Here is a 13,407-nt window from a genome sequence, read left to right on the forward strand (position 1 = left end):
GAGAAGACGCTAGCCCAAACGCTCGGAAGTCACATCCGTCTCCGGCAAGGAACCACCGTTTCCCGACACGAGCCCCGGTTCCGCGACGGAATCCGGAGTTTTGCGTTCCGAGTCGGCCGACGCGGCGTCGGCAAACGGGATTTCGCCGACCGAAGCGGGAACCGTACCGCGCAACCCCGGTGCCAGGGCGAGCGTGACGCCAACCGACGCGACCGCGACGATCGTCATGGCCGCCGCCGGCGACGTCACCTGCGCGATCCCGCCCGCGATGGCGGCCCCGACGCCCTGCATGGCGAGCATGCCGGAGCTGTGCAGGCCGAGCGCCTGCCCGCTCATGCCGGGCGGGGTGAGCGCCATGAGGCGTTCGGTGAGCAGCAGCGAGGCTGCGTACCCGACCGAGGCGAGCGCGACCAGCACGGCGGCGAGCGGCAGCGGCGGGCGGAACACGAAGACGAGGTACGGCGCGGCCAGCAGCAGCCGCAGCCCGGGCCCGAGCCGCTCCCGCCAGCGTGGGACGACGAACCGCCCGCACAGGGTGTCGCCGACGAGCATGCCGGCCGCGGCGCAGGCGAACAGAATGCCGGCGTGGTCGGGGGCGTACGGCACGTAGAGCGCCTCGGCGCCGACGACGAGGCCGTTAGGCACCCACAGCGCCAGGAAGACGTAGCGCCGCGGCACGGACGCCCACAGCACGCGGTTGACCCGCCAGGTCTCGCGTGCCGACGGCCGTCCGGCGGCGCGCGGCGGGCGGGCACTCAGCCCGAACCAGGCGGCCGCGGCCGCCACCGCGTCCAGACCGGCGCCGGTCAGCAGCGCGCCGCGCGGCGACAGCGCCACGACGAGCATGCCGCCCACCGCGAAGCCGCCGATCTGCGCGGCGCCGTTGGCCATGTTGAGGACCGAGCGGCCGAGCAGGAAGCCGTCGGGCGGGAGGATTTCGTTGAGCAGCCCGTAGCGGACGCCGCCGCCGAGGGCGGCGACCGGGCCGACGGCGAGCAGGATCGCGAACATCGCCCACACCGGCATCCCGGGCAGCGCCTGGAGTGCGGACGCGGCACCGAACAGCAGCGCGAGCCCGGTCGTGGCGGCGCGCGGCGGCACCCGGTCGGCCGCGGACAGCAGCAGCGTCGCGCCGAGGACCTGCATGATCGACGCGCCGAACATGCTGAGCGCGGACAGCAGCGGCGACCCCGTCGCGTCGTAGACCAGCGTGGCCAGCCCCAGGTCGGCGACGACCATGGCGACACCGTGCGCGCCGGACGCCACCAACAGCGGCGTGAATTCGGGGGTTCGGAAGAGTTCTCGGTAGGTACGCACGGCGTCGAGTTTCCGGCGGGGTCCGCGACCCGGGTTACAGTTTCGCGGAGACGCGAAACAACCACCTGTGGAGGGGGACCGCCGTGGGCTTCTGGAAGGTCAACGCCGACACCCTCGCCGGCAGCCGCTTCGCCGTCTCGCCGCTCGCCGAGACCAACGCCGCCCTGCGGACGCTGGCCGGCATCAACTGCACGCAGGGCGGCATCGAGCGGTGGGTGGCGACGCACCGCCCCGCCTTCCTCCGACGCCTGGCCGACGATCCCCTCACCGAACGCCTGCTGCGCGCCGCGACCGCGCCTCGCTGGACGGCGGACTTCTTCGGCCCGCGGCCGCCGACGACGGCCGCGCCGACGTTCGCCGCCGAACTCGCCGTGTTGCGCGCCACCCCGCCCGAGACCGTGTGGCACGACCTGGAGGTGACCCTGCACGGCCCGCTCCCGGACGAGTTGCGCGGACGCACCGATCTCGCCGACCGCGCCGCCGACTTGTTCGCCTGGGTCTGGCGGGAAGCCGTGCTGCCCACCTGGGAGCGGCGCCGCCGCATCCTCACCGCGGACATCGTGGCCCGCACCACGCAACTGACCCAGGGCGGCTGGGCGGCGGCGCTCAGCGGCATGAAGCCCGGCATCCGCTGGTTGGGCGACGGGCGCCTGCAGATCAACACCTACGACTACCCGCCGCGCGACATCTCCGGAGCCGAACTCTCGTTCCTGCCCGTGACGTTCCACACCAGCCACGTCGCCTGGGACGAGCCGCACCGGTACGCCGTCATCTACCCGTGCTCCGGCCTCCTCGCCGAGTCCGGCACGGTCCGCGCCGCGGCCCCGCTCCGCCGCCTGCTCGGCCCGGCGCGCGCCGACGTCCTGGTCCTGCTCGGCACCCCGCTGAGCACCACCCACCTGGTGGAACTGACCGGGCAACCGCTCGGCTCGGTCGGCCGGCACCTCAAGCTGCTGCGCGAGGCCGGGCTGGCGAACCGGCGCCGGGCGGGGCGCTCGGTGCTGTACTACCGGACGGCACTCGGCGACGCGCTGGCCCAACCCCACACCGAGGACTGACCGTTCGGCCGGGGATTCGCCGGGTTCGCTCTTCCCACCCGGTCACCCGGTCACCCGGTCACCCGGTTTTCATTCGGTGCGCAGCACCTCGAAGCCGACCAGGCCCTCGGCCGGCTCGCCCCGCACCTCCACGCGCCGCACCACCGCCCCCGGCGGGCCTTGACGGGCCCACGCCAGCATGCGGTCGACGGCCTTGCCGTCGCCCTCGAACACCGCCTCGACCCGGTCGTCCGGCAGGTTCCGCACCCACCCGGCCACCCCGGCCGCGGCCGCCTCGCGCGCGCACGTCACGCGGAAATACACGCCTTGCACAAGGCCGGAAACGAGCACGCGGACGCGGCGGATGTCGGTCACACGAGGCACTCTGCCCGACCGGCACGCCGCCACGCCTCCCGACGCGAAACTCCGCCGATCAGCGGAACGTTTCCCGCTGTCCGGTGATGCTTCCCACTCGCCGGGACACGACGGTCGGGCGCTAGCATCTGAAGCGCTTGACGTGATCAACCGACCGGCGTTGCAGGCACGTTCCTGCTTGGCGCGAAACGGGGGCAACACCCATGCCGGAATCCGCGTTCGACCGTACGCCGGAGCAGCAGGCCCTGATCCAGGGCTGGACCCCTCCGGAGATCGACACCACCAAGCCGCATTCGGCGCGCATGTACGACTACTTCCTCGGCGGCAAAACGAACTTCCCGGTCGACCGGGAAGCCGCCGAGAAGACACTCGCCGTCGTCCCCAACGCCCGCACGGCCGCACGGGCCAACCGGGCCTTCCTGCTCCGCGCCGTCGACCACGTCGCCCGGCTCGGCATCCGGCAGTTCCTCGACGTCGGCACGGGCATTCCCGTCGAAGGCCGCAACACCCACGACGCCGCGCAGGCGGTGGCTCCCGAGTCGCGGGTGGTGTACGTCGACAACGACCCGATCGTCCTGGCGCACGCCCGTGCCCTGCTGTCCGGCCACCGCGACGGGGCGACCGCCTACATCGCCGCCGACGTGCACGACCCGGACGCGATCCTCGCGCACCCGTCGCTCACCGAAACCCTCGACCTGGGCCGCCCGCTCGCCCTCATGACGCTGGCGATCTTCCACTTCGTCCCCGACGAGGACAAGCCCTCCGACATCCTGGGCCGACTGACCGACCGCCTGCCGTCCGGAAGTTGCCTGATCCTGTCGCACCTCACCGCGGACTTCGACCCGGTCGCGAACGACTCCGGCGCCGCGGTCTACCGCAAGTCCGGCATCCCGATGCAGCTGCGCAGCCGCGCCGAAGTCGAGGCCCTGGTCCCCGCGGGCTGGGAACTCGTCGACCCGGGCGTCGAGGTGGTGTCCCACTGGAAGCCGGAGCCCGGGTCCGCACTCCCGGACCCGGGCACCATCGGTTGCTACGGCTTGGTGGCGCGCAAGCCCTGACCCGTACTTCCGCTACGCGGCCATGGGCTGCGGCCCCGGCCGCGGCCCCATCGCGTTGCGGCGCTTGGGCGGACTGAGACGCACCATGCGGCGCGTGCCCCAGGCCCGGTCGTAGGCGTAGGTCGCGTGGATGCCCGCCTTGAGGGCCAACTGCCGGGCCTTCGACCAGCCGAGGATCGCGCCCATGTGGTCCATCACGGCCAGGCTGACGTCCCGGTTGACCTTGATCTCGGCGAGCGCGGTCTTCTCCAGCGCGCCCCGAATCGCCGCGGGGTCCTGCCCGTTGCCGGAGAGCCGCAGCAACTCCTCGTGGCAATAGGCGAGGTGGTTCTCCTCGTCGTCGCAGATCATGCGGATACCGCGGCCGATGACCGGGTCGTCGCCGAGATAGCGGCGCAGCAGTCGCATATCCTCGGCGGCCCGCTGCTCGGTGACACGGCTGTGCACGAGGTACTCGACGATGTCCGCTTCCGTCATCCGCTCGTCGCGGCGCAGCCGTTCGTGCGCAAGGCCGATGCCTTGGCGTTCGAGCAGCATGCAGTAGTCGGCCTCGGGCGGGACGTCGACCGGGTCGAGCCCGCGGCGCCGCAGCATCGAGGCGAAGATCCGCCCGTGCTTGTCCTCGTCGGCCCCGTGCCGGGCCACCTTGGGCGCCAACTCGGGATCGTCCACCAGCGCGGCGATCCGGGCGTTCTCCCAACCGCCTTGGCTCTCGCCCTTGGCGGCAATACTGCAGAACAGCGCGAACGCCCGATCGTCCCGGTGGATCTCTTGCAGAATGTCGCGTGCCGAAAGCATGCCAACGGCCCTCCGATACAAGCAGGAGGAAAACTGACCCGTTGATCCACGGTAGCCGCGGGCAGGGTGATCGTCCTGTCGAGCCGGACGGGGCCGAACGCCCCGGGCCGCCGCGGAGATGTCTCCGCGGCGGCCCGGGGTCGTGCATGTGCGGCGTGATCGGCCGGTGGAACGGCGTCAGGGGGCGACCGAGGTCCAGCCGTCGAAGCCGCTGGGGTCATGGCGGCCGAAGGTGCCGTGTTCGAAGATGCCGACGCCTTCGGCTTCGGTGCCGTCGGGGCCTTCGAGGCGTGCGGTTGCGACGTGGTCGATCACGGAGTATGCGCTGCGGCGGGCGACCGCCTCGTCGGCCTGGTCGTAGACCGCGCCTTCGAGGTACTTGTCGCCCTTCCACAGGCCGTGGTTCCAGTCCGGGTCGCCGCCGTAGCCGGCCCCGACGTTGAGGGCGATGTAGCCGTGGTTGTCGAGGTGCAGGCGCAGGGGGCGGCGCTGCCGGTCGGTGAGGTGCAGGGTGGCGCCGACCGGGCGGCGGGTGCCGGAGGCGTAGCGGACCTCGAATTCGGGCCAGCCGAGCTGCTCGGGCTTGCGGCCGTCGGCGAAGACCCGGATGGCTTCGTTGAGGAAGCGCTGCCCGTCGGCGTTCTCCTGGGCGATGACCATGAGGGCCTGGTCGCCGAGGTCGATCGGGATCCAGTTCCACCAGAAGCCCTCGGAGGCCGCGGGACGCCCGTCCGGGACGGCTTCGCCCGACGGGCGGATGCCCCAGGACCGGTCGCGGGACCCGCCCCAGCCCTCGTGGGTGAGCGTCAGCTCCTCGCCGTCCAGCCGGATGGTGCCTGTCCAGCGGCCTATCTGCACGAAGCGCGAGGCGTCGAGGATCGTCTTGTGGGCGCTGCGCTGGATGTGCCGCGGCTCGGCGATCGGCTCGAACGGAGATTCGAATACGACATCCATCTCGATGCCCTGTTCGGGCGCGTCGCAGACCACGCGCAGCTTGCGCAGCGGTTCGAGCACCTCGATGCGGTACGGCCCGACCTCCTGCACCATGCGGTCCGGCCCGAGCGCGCCGGACGTGCGGACGGCGTGCTGCTTGCCGTCCTTGCGGACCACCACGTAGGCGTCCACCACCCCGAGGTTCGGGTACACGCCGAACCCGGTCGCCACCTGCACCGAGCCGTCGCGGGTGTACGCGTGGTAGATGCAGCGGTCGTAGAAGTTGCGGTCGCTGGTGCCGACTTCGCTCATGAAGAGCGGCACTTGGTGGATCGGGTACTCGTCGAGCGGGCTGGGCACCGGCACGGACGGCCTCCTGCGAAGTTCATGGCGTGCTGGCCTGCGAGTGTCGCCCGGACATTTGACCAAGTCAAGTGGTCTGGGTGTGCAGTCCGGCCGGTTCAGCCGGCGGCTTCGCCGCCGTCCTCGGGCGCCTGCTCGGCGTCCACCGCCTTGGCGATGCGCGACGCGACGATGGCCGTCGTGCCGAGCATCGTGCCGCGGTACCCGGCGAACAGCTTGTTCGCCCACGGCACCGCCCAGCGCCCCCGCTCCGCGACGTTCTCCACCCGGTACTCCACCCACGCCGCGCCGCCGCGCTCGTGGATCCGGTACGTGCCGCGGTACCACCAGTCGCCGGCCATGACCACGGTGCGCGCCGTCTCGTCCACGTCGACGTGCAGCACGCGGGTATCCCCCGACCACGCCTCGAAGCGGGTCGGCCCGCCGGTGAGCCGGAGTCCGCGGCCGGGCAGGAACAGCGCATTCGACTCCGTCGCGGGCCCGGCCGCGGCGCGGGTGAGCGCGCGGCCGGCCGCGTCCACGGACGCACGCAAGGGGACGGAGACCGGGCCGGGCAGGCGAAACACGAGAGGCCCTCCTGAGGTTCGTCGTCCCCGGTATCCCAGCCCGGTCCGGGCCCATGTTCAAGCCCCCCGCGCAATCGATCAGTTCGCGGCGACCCGGGGGCGCTCCACCGCGGCTTCCCGCGGGGCCGTCGCCGCGGGGCCCGACGTCCTCACCAGCAGGATCACCAGCACGCCCGCGGCGAGCCCCACCAGGCCGCAGACCGTGACCGCCGCGTCCAGGCCGGACGCGAACGCCGACTCGGACGCCGCGCGGCCCGCGGCACCCGGCGCCACCCGCCCGCCCGCGAGCGCCTCGGCCGCCGCGCCCGGGTGGGCGAGCCCCGCGCCGTCCAGCATCGACTCGGCCTTGTCGCGGAACAGCACACCCGTCACCGCCACCCCGAACGCGAAGCCGAGCTGCCGGAAGGTGTTGACCGCGCCGCCGGCCATCCCGGCCTGCGCGGGCGGCACCGTGCCGAGGACCGCCCCGGCCAGCGACGGCGCGCCCAGCCCGACGCCGATGCCGGTGACCAGCAGGCCCGGGACGAGCGCCGTCCAGTCCGATCCGGCATCCACGCGACTCAGCAGCAGCACCCCGGCGCCGATGAACAGCAGTCCCCCGCCGATGATCCAGCGCGGCGAAACCCCGTGCAGCAGCCGCCCGGACAGCGCCGACACCACGAACGCCACCACCGCCAGCGGCGACAGCATCAGCCCGGCCTGCACCGCCCCGTGGTCGAGCACGCCCTGCAACCACACCGAGCCGAGCGCCACCCAGCCGAACGCGGCGAACTGCATGGCCATGCCGCCGACGAGGATGCCGGTGAAGGAACGGTTTGCGAGCAGCCGGAGGTCCAGCATCGGCGCCGCCGAACGGCTCTCGACGACGCAGAACGCCACGACGGCGAGGGCCGACGCGGCGACCGCCGCCCACACGCCGCGGTCCGACCAGCCGTGGCCGCCCGCGCGGATCAGGGCGTAGGTCGCCGCACCCGCGGCGACGGTGAATGCCGCCGCGCCGGGAACGTCGACGCGCGCGTCGCGTTTGCCGTACGACTCGCGCAGCATCCGCCCGGCCAGGAACAGCGTCACCGCGCCCGCGGGCAGGTTGACGAGGAAGATCGCGCGCCAGCCCACGTGTTCGGTCAGCAGCCCGCCGAGAATCGGCCCGAGCGCGGCCGACGCGCCGGACACCGCACCCCACACGCCGAAGGCGATGCCGCGGTCCCGGCCCTGGTAGGCGTCGCCCAGCAGCGCGATCGCGGTCGCCAGCATCGCCGCGCCGCCGACGCCTTGCAGCACGCGGGCACCGACCAGCGTCGCGGTGCCCGGCGCCAGGCCGCACAGCAGCGAGGCGGCGGTGAACAGCACGAGTCCGACGAGGTACACGCGTTTGCGCCCGACGATGTCGGCCAACGCACCGGCGCCGAGCAGGAGCGCGGCGAGGGCCAACGCGTAGCCGTCCATGACCCATTGCAGGTCGGCATAGCTCGACCCGTTGTCGCGGCCTATCTCGGGCAGCGCGACGATCACGATGGTCGTATCGATGAGCAGCATGAACGCGCCGAGGGAGACGGCGATGAGCGGACCCCATTTGCGCATGACGGAGGTGTCCTTTCAGCGGGGACGTTCGCAGGAGGGAGAGGTGTCGCGAGTACGTACTGCGACGCACCCACAATCCAATCGCCGCGCCCCGAATCACCAGCATCTCGACTCCCGACGCCGGAATCCGCCATCCACTAGCCTTGCCCGGTGGAATCCTCCTCCGTTTCGCCTCGCCTACCGCTCGACGACCTCGACCGGGCAATCGTCCACGCGCTGGAGATCGACGGCCGAGCGCCGTTCAGCCGGATCGCCGCGGTGCTCGGCGTATCGGAGCAGACCGTGGCGCGGCGGTACCGGCGGCTGGACGCGGACCACCGGGCGCGGGTGGTGGGGCGCATCGATCCGCGGCGCATCGCCGCGGTGACGTGGCTCGTCCGCATCAAGACGATGTCCGACGCGGCGACCGCGATCGCGGAGGCGCTGGCCCGGCGGGAGGACACGTCCTGGGTGGAGATCACCTCCGGCGGCACCGAAGTGTGCTGCCTCGTCCGCAACCGCGGCCCGAACAGCGGCGACGACCTGCTGCTGCGCAAACTTCCCCGCACCCCGAGGGTCGCCGGGATCCAAGCGCAATGCGTCCTGCACATCGCCTTCGGCGGCCCCGGCGGCTGGATGGGCAAGATGGACGCCCTGAACGAGACCCAGGCCGCCGCGCTCCGCGACGCGCGCCCGCCGGTGACCGCCGACGGCCCGATCCACCTCGACGCCGCCGACGACGCCCTGTTCGCCCACCTCGGCCGCGACGGCCGCGCGGGCTACCCGGACCTGGCCGCGGCCACCGGCCTGTCGGAGTCCGCGGTCCGCCGCCGCGTCGAACAACTGCGCCGCGAAGGCGTGCTGTTCTTCGAGATGGAGGTCGCTCCGGGGCTGCTCGGCCACCGCATCAACGTCTGGCTGCACATGTCGGTACCGCCGACGCACCTCGCCGGAGTCCTCACCGAGCTGTCCACCCACCCGGAAGTCGTCTTCGCCGCCGCGACCACCGGCACGACCAACATCACCGCCTCCGCCCTCCTGCGCGACGAGGGCGACCTGTACCGCTACTTGACGACCCGCATCGCCGCACTGACCGCGGTGACGTCGGTCGAGTCGACGACCGTCATCCGCCTGGTCAAGGGCGAGGGACTGATCCCAGCCGACCGGTGAGCGTGGCGACGGCTTGCCCGGAGGTCTCGCACAACTCGGCGAAGACCGCGGCGTCATCGGAAGCCAGGATCCGGTGCAGACGCAGGCTTGCGCCGTCGGGCGCGGTCAGGACGGTGGCGTCGCCGCCGTCCTCGACCCGTCCGCCCGCGAACCGCGCGGCGTCGATCGCCGCCTCCCCGGCCGACGCCACCACGAGCCCGGATGCCGCCGTGTCCGTCAAGTGCTGATGCTGGGCTTCGGTGCGCCCGCCCAACAACGCCAGCAACTCCGCGACCAGCACCGGATCGTGGAGGCTGTCGTACGCCCACCGCTTCCCCAGCACCCCGTGCTCCATCGTCCCGATCAGCCCGCCTTCGCCGCCTTCCAGCGGCGCGCCGCGGTAACTCATCGGCACGAGGTAGGTGACCACGCCCTCTCCCGACGTCTCCGCCACCACGGCGAACTCGACACCGACCTCCCCGGCCGGATCGTCCAGCCGAAACCCACCCCCGACCCGCACCAACGCGGGCACGGGCCCGCCGCGATACCAGCTCCGCCCCGGCAACCACGCCGCGAGCAACTCGAACTTGGTGGGGATGAGGGTGGTGTGGTGGATGACGGCCATGCCCACACCCTGCCATGGTCACCGCCTGTCCACGAGCATTGCCGGACGGCCGGCTGCGGGGTTGTCCGTGGTCGGCAACGGCGGCGGGGCGCGTCAGCCGGAGACCTCGCGCGGCTCGGCTGGTTCCCTCCCGCTCGCGGCCCCGGCGCCGCAGCACGCCCCCGGCCGTCGCCGGCCGCCCCCTCGGCCTCGCGTGCCGTCACTCCCGCCCTCGCGGATCTCACCGGTCCCCCGTCAAGCCCGCTTCGCGGGCTCGGATGACGGCTTGGGGGCGGTTGGTGACGCCCAGCTTGGCGAAGAGGTTGGACATGTGGTTGCGGACGGTTTTCGGGGTGAGGCGGAGGTTGCGGGCTATGTCGCCGGTGCCGAGGCCGGTGCTGAGGAGGCGGAGGACGTCGGACTCGCGTTCGGTCAGGCCGGGGATGCCGGGGCGCGGGGTCGGGCGGGTTTCGCCGGCGAGGGTGGTCAGGAGGGCGGCCACGCCGGTGCCGAGGAAAGCGCAGCCGGAGGCGACCGCGCGGACGGCGCCGACGATTTCGCCCGCGGCGGCGCCTTTGAGGACGTAGCCTCGCGCGCCCGCGGCGAGGGCGGCGCGGACGCCCGCCGGGTCGGAGAAGACGCTGACCACGAGCACGCCCGTGGTGGGGGACGCCGCGGTGATGCGGCGCGTCGCGTCGATGCCGTCGGTGTCGTCGCGACCGGACATCTGCAGGTCCATGAGGACCAGGTCCGGACGGAGTTCGGCGGCGAGGGCGACCGCGGCGGAACCGCCGGCGGCTTCACCGACGATGTCGACGCCGGGGTACGGGACGTCGGCGAGGATGGCGCGCAGCCCGGCCCGGAAGGCGGGGTGGTCGTCGGCGAGCAGGGCGCGGATCGGCCCGCGGGGCGGTGCCGTGCCGGGGAGACGGGCCCCGATGTCGTCGACGAGGTGCGGCCCCACGAGGCGTGCTTCCGGCGGCGCGGCGGCGGCCTGTGCGGCCCCGGATCCGGCGTCTCCCGCGGTGTGGTCACCCCGCTGAGGGAGCGTCACGACGCCCCCACCACAGGGCACTCGGCCGAAGCATCCGCATCGTCGCCGCCCGCATCCGGGCCGCCTGAGCTGCCGGAGCGGCCCGAATCACCCACGCCCTCCGACCCGCTCACCCCGTCCGAACCACCCACACTTGCGGGGCCCCCGAAGCCATCGACCCCGTCGCCCCCGCCGACCCCCAACGGCACGTCGAACGCCACCCGAGTCCCACCCCCCGCTCCCCGGCCGATCGCGCATGTGCCGCCCAGTCCCTGTACCCGGGCGCGGATCGACCCCAGGCCGGTCCCGGGCACAAAGCTTGTCGGCAACCCGCGGCCGTTGTCCGCGATTTCGACATGCAGGTGGTCGGCGGACGTGCCGACGGCGACGTAGACCGCCGTGGCGTCGGCATGGCGCCGGGCGTTCGTCAGCGCTTCCTGCACGATCCGGTAGACATCGCGCTGCACGGGTGCGCTCACCGCCGCGCAGTCTCCGTGGAAGGTCAGCAGGACCGCGGGGCCATTCGGGTCGCGGGTCAACGCCCGTAGCGCATCGGCGAGTCCGTCGCGGGTCAGCTGGGGAGGCGGGGTGCCGCGGACGATGGAACGCAGGTCGTCGAGGGCGGTCCGCACCTGCGCGTGCGCGGGGGCGAGTGTGGTGCGCAGGTGCTCCGGATGCCGTTTCGGGTCCAGGCGCATGACCGCGGAGGCGAGCGCGTGGCCGACGCCGTCGTGGAGTTCGCGGCGCAAGTGGTCGCGTTCCGCGTTGCGGGCGGCGTCGAGACGGCGGACGGCGTAGCCGAACGCGGCGAGTTGCCGGGCAAGCCGGTCCACGGTGCCGAGGGTGCGGGTGTCGAGGCGCCGTTCGCTGTGGATGTGCAGCCGTCCCAGGTCCTGGCCCCGGCAGACCAGTGCCACGTCCACGGCGGGTTGCGCATCGCCGCCGAAGCGCGCGGACACCGTGTCGAGTTCCACCGATACCCCGGCGACGCCGAGATCACGGGTGGCCGACTCGGCTACCTGCCGCAGCGCTTCGTCGGGCGCGGCGGATTCGTCGGCGAGGACGAGGATGGCCGCCTCGAGGACGGCTTCGTGCCGGGCCGCCTGTTCGGCGAGCCGGCGACCGCGTGCATGCGACCACAGCGCGACGGCGACGTGTACGGCCGCGGCGGCACCGACGACGAGCAGCCCGGATGCGGGCAGCAGCGGGCGCAGCAGCGACGCGAGCACCAGGCACGCCACCACCGTGAGCGCGGCGATCGGCACCCGCAGCATCAACCGTCGGGTGAGCCGGTCGAGTTCGGCCGATCGGCCGGTGACCCCGGCGACCAGGACGGCGAGCGGCGGCGTCAGCAGGAACACCACCGTCACGGCCACCGTGACGGCGCCGGGCAGCAGCGGGCGCGGTGCCAGGTACCCGGCTGCCGCGGCGCCGCCGGCCAGGCCCGCGGCCGGGACGTGGTACCACTGCGCGGGCGCTGCCCGCACGAGTGCCACCGCGAGCACCGCCAGCGCGGGCACCAGCAGCAGCCCCGCCCACGGGGACAGCCCGAGTACCAGTGCCGGAATGGCCGCCGCCGCCCACGGGCCCCGGCGCGGAGCCAGGGTGACGAGTAGGCCGACGAGCGCGCAGGCGGTGACCAGGTCACCGCTGCCGTCCAGCGTGCTGCGCACCGGGGCGATCCGCTCCAGGGCGAGCGCGGTCGACGCGAGCGCGCCGCCCGCGAAAGCGATCGCCCGCGGCGGATGCAGCACGGTCGGGGCGGGAACGGAGGTGCGGGCGGCCGTGCCGGCAGGACGGTCGATCGGAGCCATGGTTTCCCCCCGAGTGGCGCGGCTCCCGCGCGCGCGGTGCGCGGGGAACGTCCGTCGGGGGTCATTGTCGTGGACGGGCCGATCGGCTTTGTGATCGGCCCGTCTTCGGCAACTCCCGGTGAGGCTAGGCGATCTGCGTGACCGTGTAGTAGACGATGTACTCGCCGTCGTTGCCGCGCAGGTCGGCCGCGTTCGGGCCGACGTTCGGCGCCGCCGCGGACAGCGAGATGGTGCCGACGCGGTCGTCGCGGCCCGGGTCCTGGTCCCAGAATTCGATCTTCATCGCGGTCGCGCTGTCGAAGTAGAAGGTGCGCGGCAGCGAGATGTTGAGGTTCTCGGGGGTGTTCCAGTGGAGGTCGTGCGGGCCCCACACGGTGCTGCCGTTGACCTTGATGTAGACCTCGTCGACGGAGTTGTTGTCCTGGTTGTCCACGACGTTGATCCAGTTGAGGTTGACCGCGTACACCGGGCCGCCCGCGGCGTGCGCGGTGCCCGCGGTGCCGGCGAGGAGGCCGGCGGTCGCGCCGGCGGACAGCAGGGCGCCGAGGACGGCGCGGCGGATCTTGCGGGACATGGGAACTCCTGGTCGTCGGAGGCGTCGAGGGCCTTCGGGAAGTCCGGGGCGGGACGACTTTCCCGCGCGGGACGTCCCGCCGTCCTGAGCCGGATGTCCCGGTCGCCGACCCGGGTCGAACGTCCCGGCGCCGGGCGCCCGCCGTCCGAGAGCCACCGGCGCCGCACCCCTCGAAGAGCCCCCGCAACGCGCGAGGCGCGCGGCAGAATCTGCCGCGCGCCTCGAC

13 protein-coding genes are annotated in these 13,407 nt (G+C 73.1%); 3 read left to right on the top strand and 10 right to left on the bottom strand.

What is annotated here, in order from left to right; genetic code table 11:
- Positions 1-9 precede the first annotated feature (9 nt).
- Entirely contained in the window at positions 10-1,317 is a 1,308-nt protein-coding gene (locus tag ACPA54_RS32340; RefSeq protein WP_423535120.1) for an MFS transporter, read from the bottom strand.
- 83 nt (positions 1,318-1,400) lie between these two features.
- On the opposite strand from ACPA54_RS32340, the gene ACPA54_RS32345 reads away from it, so the two are divergent.
- Positions 1,401-2,375: an ArsR/SmtB family transcription factor gene (locus tag ACPA54_RS32345; protein WP_423535122.1), complete on the top strand. Its 975-nt coding sequence runs from the start codon at positions 1,401-1,403 to the stop codon at positions 2,373-2,375.
- A gap of 69 nt (positions 2,376-2,444) precedes the next feature.
- Here the strand turns inward: ACPA54_RS32345 and ACPA54_RS32350 are convergent, their stop codons facing one another.
- Positions 2,445-2,729 (bottom strand): acylphosphatase, encoded by a 285-nt coding sequence (locus tag ACPA54_RS32350; protein ID WP_423535124.1) that lies wholly within the window; start codon positions 2,727-2,729, stop codon positions 2,445-2,447.
- 203 nt (positions 2,730-2,932) lie between these two features.
- Between ACPA54_RS32350 and ACPA54_RS32355 the strand changes: the two genes are divergently transcribed.
- Positions 2,933-3,787 carry an SAM-dependent methyltransferase gene (locus ACPA54_RS32355; protein ID WP_423535126.1) on the top strand — a complete coding sequence of 285 codons (855 nt, stop codon included), beginning with the start codon at positions 2,933-2,935 and terminating at the stop codon, positions 3,785-3,787.
- A 12-nt stretch (positions 3,788-3,799) separates the two neighbouring features.
- Here ACPA54_RS32355 and ACPA54_RS32360 read toward each other — a convergent pair whose 3' ends face one another.
- The 4 genes from ACPA54_RS32360 to ACPA54_RS32375 all read right to left on the bottom strand — a co-directional run bounded on the left by ACPA54_RS32360 (position 3,800) and on the right by ACPA54_RS32375 (position 8,028).
- Positions 3,800-4,585, bottom strand: a complete 786-nt coding sequence (locus ACPA54_RS32360) for a ferritin-like domain-containing protein (RefSeq protein WP_423535128.1) — start codon at positions 4,583-4,585, stop codon at positions 3,800-3,802.
- Positions 4,586-4,762: 177 nt separating this feature from the next.
- Positions 4,763-5,884 (bottom strand): Rv3169 family protein, encoded by a 1,122-nt coding sequence (locus tag ACPA54_RS32365; protein WP_345673389.1) that lies wholly within the window; start codon positions 5,882-5,884, stop codon positions 4,763-4,765.
- A gap of 95 nt (positions 5,885-5,979) precedes the next feature.
- Positions 5,980-6,447, bottom strand: coding sequence for a hypothetical protein (locus tag ACPA54_RS32370; RefSeq protein ID WP_423535130.1), 468 nt, complete (start codon positions 6,445-6,447; stop codon positions 5,980-5,982).
- A 78-nt stretch (positions 6,448-6,525) separates the two neighbouring features.
- Positions 6,526-8,028, bottom strand: coding sequence for an MFS transporter (locus ACPA54_RS32375; RefSeq protein ID WP_423535132.1), 1,503 nt, complete (start codon positions 8,026-8,028; stop codon positions 6,526-6,528).
- Between the two features lie 150 nt (positions 8,029-8,178).
- Between ACPA54_RS32375 and ACPA54_RS32380 the strand changes: the two genes are divergently transcribed.
- Positions 8,179-9,177 (top strand): Lrp/AsnC family transcriptional regulator, encoded by a 999-nt coding sequence (locus tag ACPA54_RS32380; protein ID WP_423535134.1) that lies wholly within the window; start codon positions 8,179-8,181, stop codon positions 9,175-9,177.
- Here the strand turns inward: ACPA54_RS32380 and ACPA54_RS32385 are convergent.
- The 4 genes from ACPA54_RS32385 to ACPA54_RS32400 all read right to left on the bottom strand — a co-directional run bounded on the left by ACPA54_RS32385 (position 9,143) and on the right by ACPA54_RS32400 (position 13,181).
- Positions 9,143-9,781, bottom strand: coding sequence for a maltokinase N-terminal cap-like domain-containing protein (locus ACPA54_RS32385; protein WP_423535136.1), 639 nt, complete (start codon positions 9,779-9,781; stop codon positions 9,143-9,145). The two genes, ACPA54_RS32380 and ACPA54_RS32385, sit on opposite strands and share 35 nt — an antisense overlap.
- 220 nt (positions 9,782-10,001) lie before the next feature.
- The gene (locus ACPA54_RS32390; RefSeq protein WP_423535138.1) at positions 10,002-10,814 is read right to left on the bottom strand and encodes a response regulator transcription factor; all 813 of its coding nucleotides are present in this window, start codon (positions 10,812-10,814) and stop codon (positions 10,002-10,004) included.
- On the bottom strand, positions 10,811-12,607 hold the full coding sequence (locus ACPA54_RS32395) for a sensor histidine kinase (protein WP_423535140.1): 1,797 nt from the start codon (positions 12,605-12,607) through the stop codon (positions 10,811-10,813). Before ACPA54_RS32395 ends, ACPA54_RS32390 begins: the two co-directional genes overlap by 4 nt.
- A 124-nt stretch (positions 12,608-12,731) precedes the next feature.
- The gene (locus ACPA54_RS32400) at positions 12,732-13,181 is read right to left on the bottom strand and encodes a hypothetical protein (protein ID WP_423535142.1); all 450 of its coding nucleotides are present in this window, start codon (positions 13,179-13,181) and stop codon (positions 12,732-12,734) included.
- Positions 13,182-13,407: the final 226 nt, after the last annotated feature.

Source organism: Uniformispora flossi (assembly GCF_049534875.1).
Lineage (GTDB): Bacteria > Actinomycetota > Actinomycetes > Streptomycetales > Streptomycetaceae > Yinghuangia > Yinghuangia aomiensis.